The following is a 15,603-nucleotide window of genomic DNA, read 5'->3' as shown; positions in this document are numbered from 1 at the left end:
ATAAAAAAGCCATTCTTAAATTTCAAGAATGGCTTTTTTAATACTACTATTTTATTTCAATTAGACCGAAACATAAGCAGGTGAAATCATTGATACTGATTTGGCTTCTAAAAGTGTTTCACCCATTAAGAATTCATCAACCTTTCGAGCACATTCACGACCTTCTGAAATAGCCCAAACTACCAAAGATTGTCCACGACGCATATCGCCCGCTGCAAAAACTTTTGGGTTTGAAGTTTGATAATTTGGAGCTTTTACATTTTTACGTTCGTCCACTTCAATCTCTAATTGATTCAATAAATCTTGTTGAGGATTCAAGAAACCTGCTGCAATTAAAGCTAATTCGCAAGGAATTTCACGCTCATTCATTTCAACTTTACTACCATTGAATGTTGCACTTTCTGAGATTAAAATCCCTTTCAAATGTCCATCAGCATCACCAATAAATTCTTTTACGTTTATGCTGAATAAACGTTCGCAACCTTCTTCATGTGAAGTAGAAGTTCGCTTAGTTAGAGGCCAATTTGGCCAAGGAGTTGACTCCGCACGAACCTGATAAAAAGGTTGTTTTTTATCATCAATACTTGGTTCTGGCATTACTTCAACTTGAATGATAGTTTTTGCTTTGTGACGGTTTGACGTTCCAACGCAATCAGAACCCGTGTCGCCACCACCAATCACTACTACATTTTTATCCGTTGCAAAAATTTCTCCATTTTGATAAGCTTCACCACGGTGGTCATTCACTCTATCAATACCAGCAACTCGCTTGTTTTGTTGACTCAAAAATTCCATTGCAGGATAAATTCCTTTCAATTCTTTGCCTTTAATGTCAATCATACGAGGTACAGTCGAACCTCCTGAGAGTACAATTGCATCAAAGTCTCTCATTAAATCGTTAGATTTTACATTTACACCAACATTTGCATTAGTAATAAATGTAATTCCTTCTTCTTTCATCACTTCTACTCGGCGACGAACGACAGATTTATCTAGCTTAAAGTCAGGAATACCGTAACGAACCAAACCGCCAATTTCGTCAGCACGTTCAAAAACAGTGACTAAATGACCTGCTTTGTTCAATTGAACTGCTGCAGCCATTCCTGCTGGGCCAGAACCAACAACGGCAACTTTTTTGCCAGTGCGTTTTTTAGGAATATTAGGTTTGACCCAACCGTTGGCGTACGCTCTTTCAATGATTGATTTTTCAATATATTCGATAGCAACGGGCGGTTTATTGATACCCAAAACACAAGCAGATTCACAAGGTGCTGGGCAAATTCTACCCGTAAATTCAGGAAAATTATTAGTAGAACTCAATATTTGATAGGCATATTCCCAGTTTTGTTCCCAAACTGCATCATTAAATTCTGGTATAATATTGCCTAATGGACATCCATTATGACAAAATGGTACGCCACAGTCCATGCAACGAGCGGCTTGTTTACGAGAATTATCGTCATTTGCCGGCATTTCAACTTCATTATAGTCCAAACGACGTTCATCAACATTTCTTTTGGCTGCTAATTCTCTTTGAAATTCTAAGAAACCAGTTGGTTTTCCCATTGTTATATTGTGATTTTGTGTATTTCTTTAAAATGATTAAGACTAAAAGGTTTATGCTAAAACTTTTTCAGCTTCGGCTTTTTTCTTTCTTTCAAGTAAAACTCGTTTGTAATCAGTCGGGAATACTTTAACAAATTTATGTACTTGTGCATCAAAATCTGCCAAAATTCTGCTAGCAACTTCACTCTTAGTTACTTGTAAGTGCTTCTCGATGAATGATTTTAACATTGCAGCGTCATCGCTATCAACTTTTTCTAAACCAACCATTTCTTTGTTGCATTTAGCTTCAAAAGTATTGTTAGGGTTATAAACGAACGCAATACCACCACTCATACCAGCAGCAAAGTTTCTACCTGTTTCACCCAGTATAATAGCTAATCCACCTGTCATGTATTCTAAACCATGGTCGCCGATTCCTTCAACAACAACTTTTGCTCCCGAATTTCTTACACAGAAACGCTCGCCAGCCATACCGTTGATGTAAGCCTCACCAGAAGTTGCACCATAAAATGCTACGTTTCCAATAATCATATTTTCTTCGGCTTTGAAAGTTGCCTTTCTATCAGGATAAACAATCAATTCAGCTCCACAAAGGCCTTTGCCAAAATAATCGTTTGAATCACCTTCAAGTTCAAGTTTTAAACCTTTAGTAGAAAATGCCCCAAATGATTGACCTGCAGTTCCTCTATATTTATAATGAATTGTTCCATACGGCAACCCTTCTCCATTATAAACTTTAGAAATTTCATTAGAAGTCATGGCTCCAATTGAGCGATTTAAGTTATTTACTACATAACTAGCTTCAACTTCTTTTTTATTTTGGATGGCAGGTTGAGCATCGCTCATCATTTTCCAATCCAATACTTGTGAAATACCGTGGTCTTGTTCTTCTTGTTTGAACTGAGCTACATCCAAAGTAGTTGGTTCTTTGAAAAGAATTCCTGATAAATCGATTTTTTTGTATTTCCAATGCGTCAAATCATCACGTTTTTCAAGAAATTGCGATTGTCCAACCATTTCGTTAATCGTACGGAAACCTAATTCGGCCATGATTTCACGAAGTTCCATTGCTAAATAAGTAAACATATTAACTACATGTTCTGGTTTACCACTGAACATTGCACGTAATTCTTTATTTTGAGTGGCAACACCAACTGGGCAAGTATTCAAATGGCATTTACGCATCATAATACATCCCACAGCTACTAAGGCTGCCGTTGCTACACCAAATTCTTCTGCACCAAGTAACGCCGCTATGGCAATATCTCTACCTGTACGCAACTGTCCATCTGCTTGAACTGTAATTCTTCCACGTAATTTGTTTTTTACTAAAGTTTGATGTGCTTCAGCCAAACCTAATTCCCAAGGCAAACCTGCGTGTCGGATTGAAGAGAGGGGAGATGCTCCAGTTCCTCCATCATGGCCAGCAATTAAAACTACGTCAGCATGTGCTTTTGCTACCCCTGCGGCAACAGTACCAACACCCGCTTCAGACACTAATTTTACTGAAATTCTAGCATCACGATTTGAGTTTTTCAAATCATAAATTAATTGTGCTAAATCTTCAATCGAATAAATATCATGGTGAGGCGGAGGCGAAATCAAGCCAACACCTGGTGTACTATGGCGTACTCTACCAATCCAGTCATCAACTTTATGTCCAGGAAGTTGTCCACCTTCACCAGGTTTTGCTCCTTGAGCCATTTTGATTTGTAGTTCTTTGGCATTCGTCAAATAATGACTTGTTACACCGAAACGACCAGAAGCTACTTGTTTGATTGAAGAACTTAAATTGTCTCCGTTTTTGTCTAATTCGTAACGAACTTCATCTTCACCACCTTCTCCCGAATTCGAGCGACCACCAATACGGTTCATGGCAATAGCCAGAGTTGTATGTGCTTCCCAGGAAATAGAGCCAAATGACATGGCACCAGTAGCAAAACGTTTAAAGATGCTTTCGATAGGTTCAACTTCTTCTAAAGGAATTGAATTTCCTTTTTTGAAGCGAAGTAAGCCACGAAGCGTAATCGCATCTTTGCTTTGTTCATTAATTAATTTTGAATATTGCTTGAATATTTGATAGCCTTTGTCTAAATCTTTTTCACCAACTCTGCCTGATTGTTGGAGTAAATGAATTGATTGTGGATTAAACATGTGACGTTCTCCACGTTGTTTCCATTGATAAACTCCACCAACTTCAAGTCTTTTTACAGATTCTTGTGGAACTTCTGGGAAAGCTACACGATGTCTAACATAAGCTTCTTTTGCAATTTCAGCCAAGCCCATGCCGCCAATTCGTGAAATAGTTCCAGAGAAGTATTTATCAATTACTTGTTTGTTTAAGCCAATACATTCAAATATTTGAGCTCCTTGATAAGATTGAAGTGTTGAAATCCCCATTTTCGAGAAAATCTTTAACAATTCTTTATCAACGGCTTTAATATAATTTTTATTTAAGGTATAATCGTCGAATTCGCCTTCAATTAAGCCTTTTTTATTCATCCAAGATAAAGTCTCAAATGCCATATAAGGGCAAATTCCTGACGCACCATAACCAATTAAGGTTGCAAAATGATGTGTTTCCCAAATATCACCCGCTTCAACCAAAATACCCGCTTTTCCACGAATACCTTTTCTGATTAAATGATGATGAATGGCCGCTGTTGCCAAAAGTGATGGAATCGGAGCGTGGTCAGTATCAATGGCACGGTCAGAAAGAATTAATATCTCAAATCCATCTTCAATTGCATCTTCTGCATATCTACAAATACGTTCCAAGCCAAATTCTAAAGCCTTACCAATATCATTACTTCTTGAATTGAAATAAGTATTGATTGTTTTGCCTTGGAAGCCTTTATAATCAACAAAACGAAGTTTATCAAATTCTTCAATTGTCAATACTGGTTGGTCTAATTGAACCAAACGGCAGTGGCTTGGAGTTTCTGTTAATATATTTTCGTTTGAACCAACAAAAGAAATTAATGACATGATTGAACGCTCACGGATAGAGTCTATCGGTGGGTTCGTTACTTGTGCAAATAATTGTTTGAAGTAATACGATAAATGTTGGCTTTGGTCTGACAGAATCGCTAACGGAGTATCAACTCCCATTGAACCAATAGCTTCCATACCCGATTGAGCCATTGGAGCCAAAATCATGCGTAAATCTTCTGAAGTGTAGCCAAATGTAATTTGACGTTTCAATAAAGTATCTTCGCTATAATGTTGGTAAGGACGAATGGATTTTGGAAGTTCTTCAGTTTTAATTTTGTTTTCATCCAACCATTCTTGATAAGGTTGACGTGAACAAATATCAGCTTTTACTTCTTCATCAGGAATAATACGACCTTGTTCCATGTCCACAACAAACATTTTTCCAGGTTGTAAACGTCCTTTTGAAACAACTTTCTCTTGGTCAATATCTAAAACTCCCGCTTCAGAAGCCATGATAACGGTGTCATCATTCAAAACCCAATAACGAGAAGGTCGCAAACCATTTCTATCCAAAGTTGCACCAACCATTTTTCCATCCGTAAACGAAATTGAAGCAGGACCATCCCATGGCTCCATAATGGCGGCATGGTATTCATAAAATGCTTTTCTTTGTTCATCCATCGCTTCATTGCCATCCCAAGCTTCGGGAACGAGCATCATCATCACGTGTGGTAAAGAACGTCCAGAAAGATAAAGCAATTCGATTACGTTATCCAATTGGGCCGAATCTGAATTACCTGCATCACAAATAGGAAGAACTAAATCCATTTCTTCTTTAGTGAAGAAATCAGAAACGAATGATTTTTCTCCAGCACGAATCCAATTTACATTACCTTTAACCGTATTGATTTCACCATTATGAGCAATAAAACGGAATGGTTGAGCCAATTTCCAAGAAGGGAAAGTGTTGGTTGAGAAACGAGAGTGAATAACTGCAAAAGCAGATGTTACTGATTTATTTGATAAATCAGGGAAATAATATTTCAATTGCTCCGTAGTCAATTGACCTTTGTAAGAGATTGTTCTGCACGAAAGCGAAGAGAAATAGAAGTGTTCTTTCGCACCTGAAACAGATTCTCTAATTACTCTTGAGGCATACTGACGGAGTATATATAATTTTCTTTCAAAGTCTATTTCTTCGGTAATGTCAACAGGGCGTTTGATGAAAACTTGTTCAACATTTGGCTCAACTGATGCAGAGCCTTCGCCTAAAATATCACCTTTTGTATCAACAACACGGTAGCCAAGTAATTCTAAACCTAATTTTTCAATTTTTCGGTTTAAGATTGAGCGACATTCTTCTCTTTCGGTTTTATCCATTGGGAAGAAAATCATACCAACGCCATATTCACCAACAGCAGGTAGATGAAAGCCTAATTTGATACATTCATCCAAGAAAAACTCATGTGGGATTTGGAGTAAAATACCTGCTCCATCCCCAGTATTTGGGTCGCATCCACATGCACCACGGTGGTCCATGCGTTCGAGCATTTTAATAGCATCGGCAACAATTCCGTGCGACTTGCGTCCTTTCAAATGAGCTCTAAAGCCAATTCCACAAGCATCATGCTCAAATTCTGAGCGATATAAACCTTGTTGTTGCTCTGTAACCTGTTCAGTTTCAGTCATCGTACAAATATAATAGTGATTTGAAATTGTACCTAACGGAATGCCGTCCAACGAAACGCCGTCCGAGAGTGATTTTGTTGTAATTTTAATGATTTATAGTATCCCAATAATCTTCTGATACGAAGAGATATAGATGGGAATATGATAAATACATTGCAATATAATACCAAATTAATTTGGCATAACAACTTTTAAACCAAATTTTCTTTCTTTGATAAAAAATACTTGTTTTAACAACAAATATTATAAGAAAAATACAACGTGACACGACATATTAATTACTATTTATAAGTATTTATTACCATTGAATTATCTATTATTTGAATAAGATTATCAGTGAAATATGCTATTTGTGCGTAATCGCTTTGAAATACATTTTTTATACTTTTGAGAAGTAACTAAATTTTCTTCATTAAAGAATTTATATAATTATTGTAAGAGATTTGCTTGCCGTTTAATAAATTATTGCGATAATGTATTGATAATCAATATTTTATATTTTAATTTGTGTTCAACATCGTAATACTTTACATGATAGTTAACAAAAACAAAGTTCTTTTAACACTTCTACTTTCTATTTCCATTCAGTTTTTACAAGCTGCTTCTTTCGAAAAATACTTTCCAAAACTTATAAAATTTGAAGGCATCGGATTCGGTATTCACAAGCCTATTTGGGGTGACAAAAATTTCTCAAAAAACGACGCATTCACTATTTATAAAAAGCATTATTGGGACAAATATCATGCTTCAAACTTCACAAATCAAGGCGTTGCTGAGGTTTTAATTGACCAACTTATTAATGCTGGGGAAGGTAAAGAGTCTGTTCACATAAGGGCTTTTGAGGCAATCATTGGCGTTAAGCAAGATGGTTTTTTATCACTAGCCGATATTAAAGTTGCAAACGCTTTTGTATTTCCTGAGCAAATCATCAATCCTTTCGTCAATTATCGACTTTATTTTTACACGACAAGGAAAAATTTTACTAAAAATTCAGGATGGTCCAAAAGAGCAAAAAGCTTTATGATTACTGATGAAGAAGGGAATTTCTTGGCAAATCATTTGATTTTACCGCAAATACTTATCAAAACTAATTTGCAAGAAAAGACAAATGATGATGAGTTTATTGTAAAAAAATAATCAAAAATTAATTTTAAAATACTATTGATGTGATGAACTTCGTTCTAGCTTCAATAGTATTTTTTTTATCACAATAATGCTGCCAAAACAATTATTGGTTGATTGGCAACTTCTGCAACTCACTCGGTTGTAATTCTAAACTCTTGAAAGTAAGCCTATTATAAACTTCTCCTTTATTTGTCCCAGTTTTATTATTTAACGGTATAATTTTTGCAATTAATTATACTATCTTGAAAAAATCAAAATCAATGAACATCAAAAAGGTTTTACTTTCTTTGCTGGCAATCAGCATATTATCATTTATTTGCGTAACTTTTGTTAATCAAGCAGCTTCATTCAATAAATATGCACCTAAACTTTTAAGATTTGAAGGTAAAGGTTACGGCATTCATAAACCAATTTGGGGTGATAAAATTTTCTCAAAAGAAGAAGCACTTTACATTCATCGACATCACTATTGGAATCGTTTTTTAGGAAATCAGTTTAAAAGCCAAGAAGTAGCCGAAGTTTTAATTGACCATCTAATAAATGCTGGAGTTGGTGTTGATAATAAAAATATTGTTGCTTTTGAAAAAATCATAGGCGTGCCTCAAAACGGAGTCTTAACTCAAAGTGATATTGATGTAGCTAATAGTTTTGAATACCCTGAAGATATCGTTAATCCTTATGTTGAGTATCGATTACGCTATTATCGAACTCGGAAAGATGCTAAAAAGTATAAAGGTTGGTTTAGTCGTGCAAAATCATTTTATATGAAAAAAGCTGAAAGAAATGAAGAAGAAAATGTGCTCGAAGATTATATAGTTATTCCAAAATCACAGAAAAAAGAAGATCATAATGTTGTGGAGGAGATTAAGTAATCAATGATTTTATACCCGATAAACTCTTCCCAGAAACGCCTCTGATGAAAATCTGCCCTTCTCTTTGTAAAAAGGGAAGGGAAAAGAGGCTAAATAGGCAAAAAAAAAGACAGCCAACCAGCCGCCTATTTTTTATCTAACCTAAACTAATAAATTTAGCTTGGTTGATGAGTATTGGTATTAAAATTAAAAAAATTATTCTACAAATCCAATACCTACTGTACCATTATTCATTTCGTCAATCAAAATGAATGAACCATTCGCAGGATTTTCTTCATATTTGTCTGCATAAATAGGACTAGCGGTTTTAATAGTTATCCAACCAATCTCGTTTAATTTTATGCCTCCATCCGCAGGTGGGGTGTTATTCAAAGACATGTTTTTGATGTCAATTAGCGAGTTTACCTTAGTGACTTTTGCTTTTACACGGTTAATTCCGTGTTGGAGTAAATATGTTTTACCTACAGTTAACATTTGTCCATCAAGCCAACAAATTTTGGCTTCAATTTCTTTGCGTGATTCGGGTTGTTCGCCAACCTTTACAAGCATATTTCCTCTACTAACATCAATATTATCTTCAAGTGTAATAACAACTGATTCTTTGGCTTTTCCAGTTTCTAACTTTGTGCCAAATTTTTCAATTGTTTTGATTTTACTTATCTGTCCACTTGGTAAAGCTTCTACTAAATCGCCTACAAAAAAACTACCACTGGCAATTTTTCCAGCATAACCCCGATAATCGTGGAATTCTTCAGTTTTTGGTCTTATCACTTGTTGAACAGGAAAACGAGCATTTTTTACACTCAACTCCGAATTTTGAGTAGCAACATTTTCGAGAGTGTTTAATAAAGTTTCACCTTCGTACCAAGGAGTTTCACTTGATTTGCGAACTAGATTTTCACCATAAAGTGAAGAAATTGGAATAAATTGCAATTCTTGCCCTTCAAAACTTACTTGTTCAGCAATAGCTAAAAGTTCGTTTTTGATTTCATTGAAACGTTCTTGGCTATATCCAACCAAATCCATTTTGTTGACAGCAACTACAATATTTTTGATTCGTAGCATTGATGAAATGTAGAAATGACGTTTTGTCTGTTCGACAACACCATTTCTAGCATCAATCAAAATAATAGAAACCGAAGTGTTTGATGCTCCAGTTACCATATTTCGAGTATATTCAAAGTGACCTGGCGTATCAGCAATAATATATTTACGGTTTGGTGTGCTAAAATAAATGTGAGCAACATCAATCGTAATGCCTTGTTCACGCTCAGCAATTAGTCCATCTGTCAAAAGAGATAAATCTAAAAAATCGAGACCTTTTCTTTTTGATGCAGATTCTAATGCTTCTATTTTATCTTTTGTAATTGAATTAGTTTCGTACAATAAACGTCCGATGAGTGTACTTTTTCCATCATCTACCGAACCTGCTGTTGCAATTCTTAATATATCCATAACCACTTAACCTTTTTATGAAAGGTGATTTTATTTTATTTGAAATTGGGAAAAATATTCAAACGTAAATCAAAAATATCCAGCTTGTTTACGTTTTTCCATGGCTGCTTCTGAGCGTTTATCATCAATTCTTGCTCCACGTTCAGAAATTTGGGCGGAAAGAATTTCTCCGATAACATCGTCTAAATTATCAGCAGTTGATGCAACGGCGGCAGTACAAGTCATATCTCCAACTGTTCTGAATCGAACTTGAGTTTTATATGGAATTTCATCTTCTGATTTATTTATAAATTCAGAGTCAGCCCAAATCATGCCATCACGTTCAAAAACATCACGTTCATGCGTAAAATAGATTGATGGAATCCTTAATTCTTCTTCTTTGATATAATTCCAAACGTCTAATTCAGTCCAGTTTGAAATTGGGAAAACCCTTACATTTTCACCCAATTCAATTTTTCCATTGAGCATATCAAATAACTCAGGACGTTGTTTTTTTGCATCCCATTGACCAAAATCATCTCTTACTGAGAAAATTCTTTCTTTGGCACGAGCTTTTTCTTCATCACGTCTTGCTCCACCAATACAGGCATCAAACTTAAATTCTTCGATTGCATCCAAAAGTGTTACAGTTTGAGAAGCATTTCTGCTGGCATATTTTCCTGTTTCTTCTTTTACTTTGCCTTGTTTGATTGAATCTTCTACGTAACGAACATGAAGTTCGAGACCTAATTTATTGACCAACCAGTCACGGTATTCAATCGTTTCTGGGAAATTATGACCTGTATCAACATGAAGAAGGGCAAATGGAATTTTGGCGGGATAGAAAGCTTTTTGAGCTAATCGCACAACCGTAATTGAATCTTTTCCACCCGAAAATAGAATTGCTGGTTTTTCAAATTGCGAAGCAACTTCACGTAAAATATAGATTGCTTCGTCTTCCAATTCTCTTGGAAAAGAACTGTCATTGGCTTGATAAACCGTTGTTTTTTCTGAAATCGTACTCATTTATAAAATGATTAATCTGATTTTAATAATTTAACCAAACGCTTTGTTTTATTCTGAAAAATCTTTTAAGAATTAAAACAAAACGAATTTCATACCGCTAATTAAAAGGCAAAATTGCACAATAACTTTGAGAATTGATAATTTTATATCATTTTGCTGCGTGTAAACCACATTCTTTTTGCGATTCCTCCCACCACCAGCGGCCTGCTCTTGGGTGTTCGTGCGGCTCAATTGCTCGTGTACAAGGCAAACAACCAATACTTACAAAGCCTTTTCGGTGAAGTGGATTATCAGGAACTTTATTTTCTTTAATGTAGTTTAAGACATCTTCGTAAGTCCAATGAATCAATGGATTGAACTTCCAAACTTTGTTTCCTTCGTCCCATTCCCAAATCTTCATATCATTACGATTTTCAGATTGTTCGGCTCTTAAACCTGTAATCCAAACTTCAGCTCCTGCCAAAGCTCTTTTTAAGGGTTCAATTTTTCTGATAAAACAGCATTCCTTTCTATTTTCTACTGATTCGTAAAAACTATTTGCTCCTTTTTGAGTAACTAATTTTTGTGTATTTTCAGTGTTTGGAAAATATATTTCAATATTTTTTTTATACTTCGAACGAGTTTTATCTATCAGTTCATAAGTTTCTTGAAAAAGACGACCAGTATCAAGTGTAAAAATTTTTATTGCTAAATCTTGAGTAAAAATAGCATCAGTAATTACTTGGTCTTCTTGACCAAAAGAGGTAGAAAAAACTACTTTTGGCTGATATTTATTGGCAACAAAGCTGAGGCTTTCTGCTAAAGATAATTTTTCTAAAGTGTCTATCATTGTCAAATTTTATTTTATTCAGAACAAAACTTTCGACAAGTTCCAAATATTTAATAGCACGACCAAAACCCCAACCGAAATCATAATAGTTTTAGGAGGAAAAAGTTTAACCAAAAAAGCACCAAGCGGAGCTGCAAAAACGCCACCAATGATTAAACCAGCAATTGCTTGCCATGCTTGAATATCAATAAACAACATGAAAACGCCCGTACTAAAAAATGACACAAAAAACTCAGCAGTATTTACAGTTCCGATGGTTTCTTTTGGAGCATTTCCTTTACTAATAAGATTTGAGGTAACTAATGGTCCCCAACCACCACCTCCAACTGAATCTAAAAAACCTCCAAAAAGGCCAAGAAGACCTAAGTTTTTGTTTTGTGGTTCAACTGGACGTTTTTTGAATGCTTTTGAGATAATGATACTACCCAAAATAATCATATAGATTGAAATATAAGGTTTTATCATTTTTCCATCGAAAACATCAGAAATAAGATAAGCACCAATCATCGCTCCAAGAACTCCCGTCAAAACAATTCTGAAAAATAGTTTTTTATCAATATTACCAAAATAGATGTGTGAAAGCCCCGATACGCCTGTTGTAAAAACCTCAGCAGTATGAACACTTGCTGTTGCATAAGCAGGCGGTACACCTAAGCCCAAAAGCATAGATGTACACGATGCACCGTAAGCCATTCCTAAAGCTCCATCTACTAATTGGGCTAAAAAACCAATTCCGATATAGTATAAAAGAATGGTGTCGAAAGTAAAATTAAATTGGTTTAAACCAGTTGTAATTCTGTAAGCAAGAATTCCTAAAAGCGAAATTTTCATAAAAATCATAGCATAAGCTATGAATTTCATTTGAACATTTTCACTCAATGCAAGTGCGATTCTTTTCATTTTTATAATAATTAAGCAATTTCAAATTCTTTTTTTAACGATTCACGAACAATCATTGCTTGTTTCAAGAAATCTTCTGAAGCTGTGATATAATCAACCGCAAAAGTTTGACTCGGTTCATTTTGATTTATCTGCAAAACTTGGGTTTTAAAATTACCTCCAAATTCGTCAACAAAATGTTTGTCAAATTCGGTGATAATACCATTTTGTGTACTGCAACTTACGTTTTTATCTAATAAAAGTGCTTTTGCTGTATTTACTTGCGATTGGTAAGCATAATAAATGGCATCCGCCCAACGACTTTCATCAGCAGCTTCTTTTGCCCAAGCAATTTTTTCTTCAGATTCGTAGAAAAGTGTTGCCACTAAATCAATGATTACACTGGCACATTCACCAACACCAATTTCAGTTTGGAAAATTTCATCTCGTCCCCAATCAACAAAATCTGTATCAACTAATGTTGTTAAATCAGCTAAAGGTTTCAATAATGCGTAGAAATATTTTTCTCCTTGACGGTCGTAATAATCATTAAAATATTCTCCTTCAATTCCATTCGATTCATAATCGTTTAACAGAACTCTTAGCAATTGAGGCCCTCTTTTGCTAGGAATTTTGATTACTTTATCTGCAATTCGACCAGTTCCATTACCAACAGTACCACCACCTAACAAAACTTGTAATGCAGGAAGAACTTTTCCTGCTGATTTTAGAGAACTTCCATGAAAACCAATGTGAGCCATGCTGTGTTGCCCACAAGCATTCATACAACCAGAAATCTTGATTTGCATATTGTTTTCTTCAATCAATTCTGGGAAGTCTTCTTTCAAAACTTTTTCCAATTCGAGCGTAATACTTGTACTATCTGAAATCGCTAAATTACAAGTATCAGTTCCTGGGCAAGCTGTTATATTTACAATGCTATTTGCACCTGGAGCAGCCAAATTATATGTTGATAACAAATCGAAGATATAGCTAAGGTTTTCTGCTTTTACAAAGCGAAGTAATAAACCTTGATTAACAGTAACTCGTACATCATCAGCCACAAAACCCGAAAGTTTTTCTATCAAAGCTCTTGAAACTGTACTCGAAATGTTTCCTAATGGAACCCTAACAAATACACCATAATAACCAGTTTGTTTCTGAGCAAAAACATTGGTTTTGAACCAATTATTGTATAATTCAGATTTAGAAGAGTTATCAATTATTGAATTTTCTATACCTGCTTCTAATGCAAATTTTTCTGTATTTACTTTGAAAGTCTTTACTTTTAGTGAAAGTTTTTCTTCTTCAACCAAATTCATGAATGTATCAAATCCGATTTTGGCAATTAAGAATTTGAGACGTGCTTTATGACGTGAATTTCTTTCACCGTGACGATCAAAAACTCGTAAAACAGCTTCAACAAAAGGAATAATTAAATCTTCTTCTAAAAACTCATAAGCTAAATAAGCTAATTGAGGTTGAGCTCCTAATCCGCCACCCAACATGATTTTGAAACCACGTTTTCCGTTTTGAATTTTTGGGATAAAACCCAAATCGTGCATATAACTGAGAGCGGTATCTTCGTCGGTACTTGAAAATGACATCTTGAATTTTCGACCCATTTCTTGACAAACTGGGTTGCGAAGAAAATATTCAAATGTAGCATGAACATAAGGTGTTACATCGAATGGCTCATTTGGGTCAATGCCTGCAGTTGGAGAAGCAGTAATATTTCTAACTGTATTTCCACAAGCTTCACGGAGAGTGATACTTTCTTCTTCTAGTTTGGACCACAATTCAGGTGTTCTTTCTAAACTTACGAAGTGAATTTGTACATCCTGGCGAGTAGTGAAATGTAGATTTCCAGTCGAATATTCATCAGAAATATCAGCGATTCGCTTCCATTGATTAAGCGTCATTTTGCCATAAGGTAATTTGATTCTAACCATTTGAACACCTTGTTGACGTTGTCCATAAACGCCACGGGCGAGTCTCAAACTACGGAACTTTTCTTCATGGATTTTTCCTTCACGAAACAATCTGATTTTTCGCTCTAAATCTATAATGTCTTTTTCGACTAAAGGATTTTCTAACTCTGTCCGAAAACTTTGCATATCTATAATGATGGTTTTACATTACAAATATAGAGTAAGTCTATGATAATTATAGACTTAATGGGAAGTTTTTTTTGAGAATATTCGATAAGTACAATTTAATCAAAAATATGTATAAATAGCTATGTGAGAAAATATCTAATATCCGTGAAGATTGAAAAATTAGATTTTGAAGATTTTTCCTTCTTCAGCTAAAAATGTATTTTCAAAAACACTTTGAGCTTCTTTAATATGAAGTTCAAGTGACTTGTAGCGAGATGAGTAATGTCCGATAATTAATTTTTTTGCATTAATTTTTTGTGCGATTGTAGCCGCTTGTTGTGCTGTCGAATGATTGGTCTGTTCAGCTCTTTTTAGTTCTGATTCTGTAAAAGTAGCCTCATGATAAATGGCGTCAATGTTACTTAACTGACTAATTTTTAGTTCGTTATAAGCTGTATCTGAACAATACGCAAACGATTTAGAAGAACCACCTTCTATAGTAAAGTCTTTATTAAGGTAAGTTATGCCACTCAATTCATCAAAAATATCTAAGCCATCTTTTAGCATTTTTAGATAGGGGATAGGGAAATTTTGTGGCAATTTTTCAGGAACAATTTTGCGTTTAGATGCTTTAGAGCGAAACAAAAAACCACAGCAGGGAATTCGATGATGTAGCGGAATTGTAGAGACTTCGACCAAGTTTGTATCAATTAAATGATAGGCATTTTCTGTATTGGTTTCAATAAAAATAATTTTAAAATTTAATCTTGTATCAGAATGCTTGAATTGAGTGGTTAAAATTTCGTCTAAACCTCGTGGTGCAAAAATCGTTACATCTTCTTTCCGTTGGTTCATATTCCAACTTGAAAGTAAGCCAATCAAACCAAAATAGTGGTCTCCATGAAGATGACTGATAAAAATATGTCTAATTCTAGAAGATTTTACTTTATATTCGAGTAATTGGTATTGCGTGCCTTCGCCACAATCAATCAAGAATGATTCGTTTTCGATTGATAATAAAAAAGCTGATGGATTGCGGTTGATAACAGGGGTAGCTGACCCAGTACCTAAAACAAGAAAATCGAAAGTCATAATTGAGAAGCCTAATTATTAAAAAGAGGATTGATTAAAATCCTCTTTTTAACGCAAA

At 34.9% G+C, this 15,603-nt stretch carries 10 protein-coding genes; 2 read left to right on the top strand and 8 right to left on the bottom strand.

The features are described from left to right. Nucleotides 1-60: 60 nt before the first annotated feature. Entirely contained in the window at nucleotides 61-1,566 is a 1,506-nt protein-coding gene (locus MJQ71_RS06675) for a glutamate synthase subunit beta (RefSeq protein WP_238805701.1), read from the bottom strand. Nucleotides 1,567-1,617: 51 nt separating this feature from the next. Next, on the bottom strand, nucleotides 1,618-6,189 hold the full coding sequence (gene gltB / locus MJQ71_RS06670) for a glutamate synthase large subunit (RefSeq protein ID WP_238805699.1): 4,572 nt from the start codon (nucleotides 6,187-6,189) through the stop codon (nucleotides 1,618-1,620). Nucleotides 6,190-6,720: 531 nt separating this feature from the next. Between gltB and MJQ71_RS06665 the strand changes: the two genes are divergently transcribed. Further along, nucleotides 6,721-7,326 carry a glycosyl hydrolase 108 family protein gene (locus MJQ71_RS06665; protein WP_238805698.1) on the top strand — a complete coding sequence of 202 codons (606 nt, stop codon included), beginning with the start codon at nucleotides 6,721-6,723 and terminating at the stop codon, nucleotides 7,324-7,326. Nucleotides 7,327-7,574: 248 nt separating this feature from the next. After that, nucleotides 7,575-8,186, top strand: a complete 612-nt coding sequence (locus MJQ71_RS06660) for a lysozyme family protein (RefSeq protein ID WP_238805697.1) — start codon at nucleotides 7,575-7,577, stop codon at nucleotides 8,184-8,186. Between the two features lie 195 nt (nucleotides 8,187-8,381). Here MJQ71_RS06660 and MJQ71_RS06655 read toward each other — a convergent pair whose 3' ends face one another. From MJQ71_RS06655 to MJQ71_RS06630, 6 genes are all read right to left on the bottom strand, one after another. Beyond that, nucleotides 8,382-9,641 carry a sulfate adenylyltransferase subunit 1 gene (locus MJQ71_RS06655; RefSeq protein ID WP_238805696.1) on the bottom strand — a complete coding sequence of 420 codons (1,260 nt, stop codon included), beginning with the start codon at nucleotides 9,639-9,641 and terminating at the stop codon, nucleotides 8,382-8,384. 69 nt (nucleotides 9,642-9,710) lie between these two features. After that, nucleotides 9,711-10,646 carry a sulfate adenylyltransferase subunit CysD gene (gene cysD / locus MJQ71_RS06650; RefSeq protein WP_238805695.1) on the bottom strand — a complete coding sequence of 312 codons (936 nt, stop codon included), beginning with the start codon at nucleotides 10,644-10,646 and terminating at the stop codon, nucleotides 9,711-9,713. Between the two features lie 148 nt (nucleotides 10,647-10,794). Then, a complete protein-coding gene (locus tag MJQ71_RS06645; RefSeq protein WP_238805694.1) occupies nucleotides 10,795-11,475 on the bottom strand; it encodes a phosphoadenylyl-sulfate reductase in 681 nt (226 codons plus the stop codon). A gap of 18 nt (nucleotides 11,476-11,493) precedes the next feature. Continuing rightward, complete coding sequence (locus MJQ71_RS06640; RefSeq protein ID WP_238805692.1) at nucleotides 11,494-12,375, bottom strand: sulfite exporter TauE/SafE family protein; 882 nt, start codon at nucleotides 12,373-12,375, stop codon at nucleotides 11,494-11,496. 11 nt (nucleotides 12,376-12,386) lie between these two features. Beyond that, nucleotides 12,387-14,471: a ferredoxin-like domain-containing protein gene (locus tag MJQ71_RS06635; protein WP_238805691.1), complete on the bottom strand. Its 2,085-nt coding sequence runs from the start codon at nucleotides 14,469-14,471 to the stop codon at nucleotides 12,387-12,389. Nucleotides 14,472-14,633: 162 nt separating this feature from the next. Next, nucleotides 14,634-15,545, bottom strand: a complete 912-nt coding sequence (locus MJQ71_RS06630) for a ribonuclease Z (RefSeq protein ID WP_238805690.1) — start codon at nucleotides 15,543-15,545, stop codon at nucleotides 14,634-14,636. Nucleotides 15,546-15,603: the final 58 nt, after the last annotated feature.

This window comes from Emticicia aquatica (genome assembly GCF_923079645.1).
Lineage (GTDB): Bacteria > Bacteroidota > Bacteroidia > Cytophagales > Spirosomataceae > Emticicia > Emticicia aquatica.
The sequence above is the reverse complement of the archived record's forward strand: the minus strand, read 5'-3'. Positions and strand labels throughout refer to the sequence as shown.

Excerpts from the sequence above, each read along its gene's own strand:
- MJQ71_RS06635 (WP_238805691.1), bottom strand. The coding sequence starts at position 14,471 with ATGCAAAGTTTTCGGACAGAGTTAGAAAATCCTTTAGTCGAAAAAGAC.
- MJQ71_RS06630 (WP_238805690.1), bottom strand. The coding sequence starts at position 15,545 with ATGACTTTCGATTTTCTTGTTTTAGGTACTGGGTCAGCTACCCCTGTT.
- gltB (WP_238805699.1), bottom strand. The coding sequence starts at position 6,189 with ATGACTGAAACTGAACAGGTTACAGAGCAACAACAAGGTTTATATCGC.
- MJQ71_RS06640 (WP_238805692.1), bottom strand. The coding sequence starts at position 12,375 with ATGAAAAGAATCGCACTTGCATTGAGTGAAAATGTTCAAATGAAATTC.
- MJQ71_RS06655 (WP_238805696.1), bottom strand. The coding sequence starts at position 9,641 with ATGGATATATTAAGAATTGCAACAGCAGGTTCGGTAGATGATGGAAAA.
- MJQ71_RS06665 (WP_238805698.1), top strand. The coding sequence starts at position 6,721 with ATGATAGTTAACAAAAACAAAGTTCTTTTAACACTTCTACTTTCTATT.
- cysD (WP_238805695.1), bottom strand. The coding sequence starts at position 10,646 with ATGAGTACGATTTCAGAAAAAACAACGGTTTATCAAGCCAATGACAGT.
- MJQ71_RS06675 (WP_238805701.1), bottom strand. The coding sequence starts at position 1,566 with ATGGGAAAACCAACTGGTTTCTTAGAATTTCAAAGAGAATTAGCAGCC.
- MJQ71_RS06645 (WP_238805694.1), bottom strand. The coding sequence starts at position 11,475 with ATGATAGACACTTTAGAAAAATTATCTTTAGCAGAAAGCCTCAGCTTT.
- MJQ71_RS06660 (WP_238805697.1), top strand. The coding sequence starts at position 7,575 with ATGAACATCAAAAAGGTTTTACTTTCTTTGCTGGCAATCAGCATATTA.